This window comes from Streptomyces sp. P5F9, assembly GCF_057961495.1.
Map to the genome: position 1 here is coordinate 1 of NZ_JBXVPZ010000529.1, position 6178 is coordinate 6178.

The 6178-nt window shown below is 70.7% G+C and carries 4 protein-coding genes; 2 read left to right on the plus strand and 2 right to left on the minus strand.

Annotation, left to right across the window (positions count from 1 at the left end):
- Nucleotides 1-1150: alpha/beta fold hydrolase (locus AC31A1_RS44595; protein WP_489658791.1), on the plus strand; the 1150-nt coding region annotated here is incomplete at its 5' end.
- Between the two features lie 61 nt (nt 1151-1211).
- On the opposite strand, the gene AC31A1_RS44600 is transcribed toward AC31A1_RS44595, so the two are convergent.
- A complete protein-coding gene (locus AC31A1_RS44600) occupies nt 1212-3155 on the minus strand; it encodes a serine/threonine-protein kinase (protein WP_489658792.1) in 1944 nt (647 codons plus the stop codon).
- A gap of 232 nt (nt 3156-3387) precedes the next feature.
- Here AC31A1_RS44600 and AC31A1_RS44605 point away from each other — a divergent pair, with 232 nt between their 5' ends.
- Nucleotides 3388-4986: a GMC oxidoreductase gene (locus AC31A1_RS44605; RefSeq protein WP_489658793.1), complete on the plus strand. Its 1599-nt coding sequence runs from the start codon at nt 3388-3390 to the stop codon at nt 4984-4986.
- Between the two features lie 10 nt (nt 4987-4996).
- Here AC31A1_RS44605 and AC31A1_RS44610 read toward each other — a convergent pair.
- On the minus strand, nt 4997-6178 hold a 1182-nt coding region (locus AC31A1_RS44610), incomplete at its 5' end, for a cytochrome P450 (RefSeq protein WP_489658794.1).

Below are 6178 nucleotides of genomic sequence, written 5' to 3' on the forward strand. Positions count from 1 at the left end.
CAGCGAGCCCCTCCCCCTCGCCCTGAGCCTGCCCGGCCTCGACGGCAGCACCCTGCCCGGCACCGCGACCCGCCTGATGTACAAGTCCACCGACTCGAACGGGCAGCCCGTCGCCGTCACCGGCGCCTACATCGAACCGTCCGCCGACTGGTCCGGCGCCGGCCCGCGCCCCCTCGTCGCCGTGGCCCCCGGCACCCTGGGGCAGGGCGACCAGTGCTCGGCGTCCATGGGGCTGGAGCACCCGCTGTCCCTCAACAGCCAGACAGTTTCCGTGGGTTACGAGGATCTGGCGATCTACCGGCTCCTCGCCAAGGGCGTCGCCGTCGTCGTCACCGACTATGTGGGGCTGGGTGCCACCGACCGGCCGCACACCTACGTCAACCGGATCGACGAGGCGCACGCGGTGCTGGACGCCGTACGGGCCGCGCGTTCGGTCGGCGGGGCATCGGTCACCACCCGGTCACCGGTCGGGCTCTACGGCTACAGCCAGGGCGGCGGAGCGACCGCGGCCGCCGCCGAACTCCAGTCCTCCTACGCCCCGGACGTCACCCTCGCCGGGACGTACGCGGGTGCTCCGCCCGCCAACCTGACCTCCGTCACCAAGGCCATCGACGGCAGCGAACTCGCGGGCGCGCTCGGCTGGTCGCTCAACGGGTTCCTCCAGTCCGACCCGGAACTGAAACCCCTTGCGGAGGCGCATCTCAACGATGCCGGGAAGGCCGCGCTCACCGACCTGTCGACGATGTGCGTCGGGGACGCGCTGTTCGGCTACGGCTATACGCGGAGCAGCAGTTGGACCACCGACGGGTCGTCCATCAGCGACATCATCGCCTCGACTCCCGCGCTTCAGAAGTTCCTTGACGAGCAGCGCATCGGAAGGCTGAAACCGTCCGGGCCCGTCCGCCTCGCCACCGGCGTCAGCGACAACCTCGTCCCGCACGCGCAGGCCCGCCAACTCGCCCTCGACTGGTGTGCGTTGGGCGGCGACGTCACGTACAAGGCCGTCGTCCTGCCCAGTGTCGGCAGCGCGCTCCTCAACCACTTCGCACCCCTGCTCACCGACCAGGGCGACGCGATCTCCTGGCTCACCGACCGCCTCGCGGGCAGGTCCACCGCCTCCAACTGCTGGACCATGCCGGTGCAGCCCTGACCGCCCTGATTGGCCCTGCCCCTTCGCCCCCGCTCTCGGGAGGGGTCCCGGCGGGGTCATCTCACCGTTCCGCCAGTTTCTTCGCGATGTTGCGCACGACCACGGTCGCGAACTCCGCCGCGCTGTCGCACAGTTGCCTGGTCGGCTCCGGGGCGTAGACGTTCAGCTGGAGGATCTCGACGGTGCGCTGGCCGACGGAGTCCGTGTAGGTGCGGTGCGGGGTCCGTACGGTGCAGCTGTCGTCCTCTTCCTCGTTCGGCTGGTAGTAGCTCTTGGTGCCGGCGACGTTCACCAGCGTTCCGTCGTCGCCGTCCAGGGAGTTGGACCGGCTGAACCGGATCTCCACCTCGCGGTCCCCGTCGCCGTCGCTCGACCAGTCGCAGTTCCAGGAGCCGAACCCGCGGTCCTCGTTGGCGAACTGGACACCGGGCAGTCGCTTGAGTTCGGCGGCGTCGAGCAGCGAGCAGGCATTCAGGTTGGCCAGGGACTTCGCGGCGGGCGCCGACGTACGCCGGGGCACCGGGCCGTGGGCCAGCACGCTGACCACGTGGTCGGTGGCGGTGTCGGCCATCTGGCACGGGTCGGGCGACGTCTTCGCGTCGAACTGCTGCCCGATGACGCGGATCTGCTTGCCGTCGGAGGTCAGGACGGCCCGTTCGCAGAACACCCCGTCCCGCTTGATCGTCACGCGCGTGAGGAGGCCGTCGGCGACCAGACCGGTGCCCTCGATGTGGTCGAACCTGTCCCTGTCGGAGTCGAGGTCTACCTGCACGCCGGCGTTGTCGTCACCGCTGTTGTCGAGCACGATGACGTCGCACCGGTCGAGGTCGCCGTAGTCCGGGTCCAGCACCGTGTCGCCGAAGCGGCTCAGCGAGGCGGCGTCGATCAGCCCGCAGGGGTCCGCCGTACGCTCGTCGCCGATGGTTCCCGCCCGCGCCGAGGCGGAGGGCTTCGCGTCGGTCCGGGCGGTGTCCTTGCCGTCCGTGCCCTTCGAGTCCCAGGGGGCGAACAACACCAGCCCGGCCGCGAGCGCGCCGGTCGTGACCACCGCCGCGGCCGCGATCGCCAGGAGGCGCGGGCGTAGCGTCGGGACCGTGACGGCGTCCCGGGTACGGCGCAGGGCCCGGCCCAGCCGGATGGTCGGGGAGGTGAGAGCGATGGTGTCGCGGTCGATGCGGTCCTGGACGTCCGCGGGCGGCGGGGTGGCGCTGCGCAGCAGCTTGAGCGCCTGCGCGGCGTCGGGCCTGTTCCGGGGTTCCACCTCCAGCAACTCGGCCAGCGGCTCGGTCAGTTGACCGGCCCGACGCGTGGGCTCGATGCGTCCCTCGACGGCCCGGGCCAGATACGTCATCAGGTGTTCGGCCTCGCCGTACGGCGACTGCCCCTCGACCGCCGTGAACAGCGAGGCGCCCAGGGAGAACACGTCCGCCTTCCGGCCGACCGGCTGCCCCTTGGCCACCTCGGGGGCCAGATACCGGGGTTTGCCGCGCACGCTGCCCGTCGCGCTCTGGGTGACGTCGTTCCACAGCGCCCGGGAGATCCCGAAGTCGGTGAGTCTGGCGACGCCTTCGTCGGTGACGAGGATGTTCTCCGGGGTCACATCGCCGTGCACCACGCCCGCGCGATGCGACTTCACCAGCGCGTCCGCGATCTGGCAGCCGATCGACCCGGCCTCCTCGGGCGCCAACGGGCCGCGTTCCGCCATGAGTTGGGCGAGGCTGCGGGAGGGGACGTACTCCATGACGATCCAGCAGACGGTGCCCTCGTCGACGAAGTCGAAGACGGCCACGATGTTCGGGTGGTGCAGCCGCCCCGCGTTGCGCGCCTCGCCCATGAGCCGTCGCGTGGCCCGATCGTCGTCCAGGCGTGCGCACTTGACCGCGACCCAGCGCTGCAGCCGCTCGTCCCACGCCCGCCATACGACGCCCATGCCGCCGGTGCCGATGGGCTCGTGCAGGAGATACCGGCCGTCGATCCTGTCCCCGGCCGCTGGTGTCACCGGCACCGCTCCACCCCTCGATCACGGTTCTGACGGGTAACGGAGTGTACAGATCCGGCACTTCACGGTGACCGGCTTCACCGGACTCGATGGGGACCCACCCAGAACCACCACACCAACTGTCGACAGCGGGACTCTCCGATTCGAGAATTACATTTCCATTCATTGACAGTGCCATGCTCAATCGCGCTACGCTCCCGGCGACTCGCACTCCCCCTACGGTTGCCGGAGTCCCCCCATGCCCGAACACACCTCCCCTCACCCCGCCCTCAGCCGCCGCGGCCTGCTCGGCGCGACCGCCCTCGGAGCGGTCGCCCTGGCCGCCGGACAGACCCGGGCCGCAGCCTCGACGCGGGCCGCCGTCACGGAACTCCGCGAACGGGCCGTCGTCGTCGGCACCGGTTTCGGCGGCGGGGTCACCGCGTTACGGCTGGCCCAAGCCGGCGTCTCCACCCTGGTGTTGGAGCGCGGAAAGCGCTGGCCGACCGGCCCGGACGCCACGACGTTCTGCCGCTTCGCGACCATGGACAACCGCTCCGCCTGGCTCACCGACCACGCCATCGTCGGCGGCGGCACCCAGACCTGGACCCCCTACACGGGCGTGCTCGAAGCCGTCGTGGGAAACGGCATGACCGCCATGTGCGGAGCGGCGGTCGGCGGCGGATCGATCATGTACCACGGCATGACCCTGCAACCGACGAAGGCCGACTTCGCGACCTCCATCCCGCAGGCGGCGGGCCTCTACGACGACCTCGACCTCTGGGCCTACCCGACGGTCTCCCGGATGCTGGGCATCTCCACCATCCCCTACGACGTGCTCGCCTCCGACCCCTACAAGTCGTCCCGGCTCTTCCAGGACATCGCGCCGAAGGCGGGCCTGACCCCGTTCAAGGTGCCGCTGCCCATCGACTGGGCCTATGTCCGGGGGGAGTTGGAAGGTCTGTACGACCCGACGTACACCACCAGCGACATCGCCTTCGGCGTCAACAACGGCGGCAAGCACTCCATCGACGTCACCTACCTCGCGCAGGCGGAGTCGACCGGGCTGGTGCAGGTGGCGCCCCTCCACATCGTCCGCGACCTCGCGATGGACGCGAACAAGAAGTGGGTGCTGTCCGTCGACCGCATCGACACCGCGGGCACCGTCCAGGAGCAGATCCGGATCACCGCCGACGCCGTGTTCCTCAACGCCGGTTCACCCGGCACCACCCGTCTCCTGGTCAAGTCCCGTGCCAAGAACCTGATTCCGGACCTGCCCGACGCCATCGGCACCGGCTGGGGCAACAACGGCGACCGCATCTGGGCCTGGATCAACCCGGCCGGCGACGCCGGCACCCAGCAGGGCGGCCCGGCCTGCGTCGGCGGCCGCGACCCGGGCAGTTCCATCCCGCTGACGGTCGTGCACGCCGGATCTCCCATACAACAGACGGGAGTTACCGCCCTCACCGTCGTCGGCTTCGGCATCGTCGACGGCGCGGGCACCTGGGCCTACGACGCCTCCACCGACGACGCGGTCCTCACCTGGCCGACGGACGCGGACGCCGAGTTGCAGACGCTGATCGCCGGCAAGATGCGGGACATCGCCACCGCGGGCGGCGGCCTCATGATCGACACCAACGCCCAAGCCCCGTCCACCTGGCACTCGTTGGGCGGGGTCCCGTTCGGCGACGCCGTCGACCTCGCCGGGCGCGTGCTGGGCCACAAGGGCCTCTACGTCCTGGACGGCGCCCGCATCCCGGGCTCCACCGGCGCCTGCAACCCATCCATGACGATCGCCGCGCTCGCTGAACACAGCATGCGGACGATCGTGCGGCAGGACCTGGGGCGCGTCTTCTGACCGACCAGCGCTACGGCGCCCAGGTCACCGGAAGCTCCCGCAGCCCGTACACGATGTTGTCCTGGTTGTAGGTGAGTTGGTCGGCGGGGACGGCGAGGCGCAGACCGGGCAGGCGTTGTAGCAGCGTGGTGAGGATGATCTGGAGTTCCACGCGGGCCAGGGTCTGGCCCAGGCACTGGTGGATGCCGTAGCCGAAGGCGACATGGCGGCGGGCGTCGCGGGTGAGGTCGAAGTCGGCGCCGGACGTGAAGAGTTGCCCGTCGCGGTTGGCGGTGGAGAGCATGCAGATCACGCCCTCGCCCGCCGGGATCGTCACCTCGCCCACCCGCACGGTCTCGGTCGCCGCCCGGCCGAGACCCAGGTGGATGATCGTGAGGTGGCGCAGGAGTTCCTCTACGGCGCCGCGCACCAACTCCGGTTGCTCGCGCAGGAGTTCCGCCTGGTCGGGGCGGCGCAGCAGGGCGAGCACGCTGACGGCCGTCATGTTCGCGGTGGACTCGTGCCCGGTGACCAGGAGCAGGAAGCCGAGCGACGCGGTCTCCTGGTCGGTCAGGTCCTCGCGGGCGGCGAGCCGGCTGAGGATGTCGTCACCGGGTTCGCGACGCTTGCGCTCCGCCAACTCCGCCAGGTAGCCCATGAGTTGGGCGTGCGCCTGCTCCGCCTCCGGGCGGGTGGTGCGGTTGTCGAGGAGCGTGCGGCTGAGCGACTGGAACAGGTCGTGGTCCTCGTACGGCACCCCGAGCATCAGGCAGATGACCAGCGACGGGACCGGCAGCGCGAAGTCCGCCACCAGGTCGGCCGAGGTGCGGCCCTCGGTCATGCGGTCCACGGCCCGGTCGACGATGTCCTGGATGCCCGGGCGCAGTTCCTCGATGCGCTTGACCAGGAAGTCCTTGGTGACCATCCGGCGCAGCCGGGCGTGCTCGGGGTCGTCCATGCGGATGAAACTCGGCTTGGCGGTGGCCAGTTCACGCTGCCCGGCGGACAGGAACGGGAATCCCGGTGTGCGCGCGTCCGCGCTGAAGCGGGCGTCCGCCAGCACGGCCCGTACCTCGTCGTACCCGGTGACCAGCCAGCACGCGGTGCCGTCCGGCAGCGCGGCACGAGTGACGGCGGCCTCGCGGGCGGCGGCGGTGTAGGCGGGCGGCGGTGAGAAGGGACAACTGCCGTAGGGGGCCGGGAGGTTGAGGGC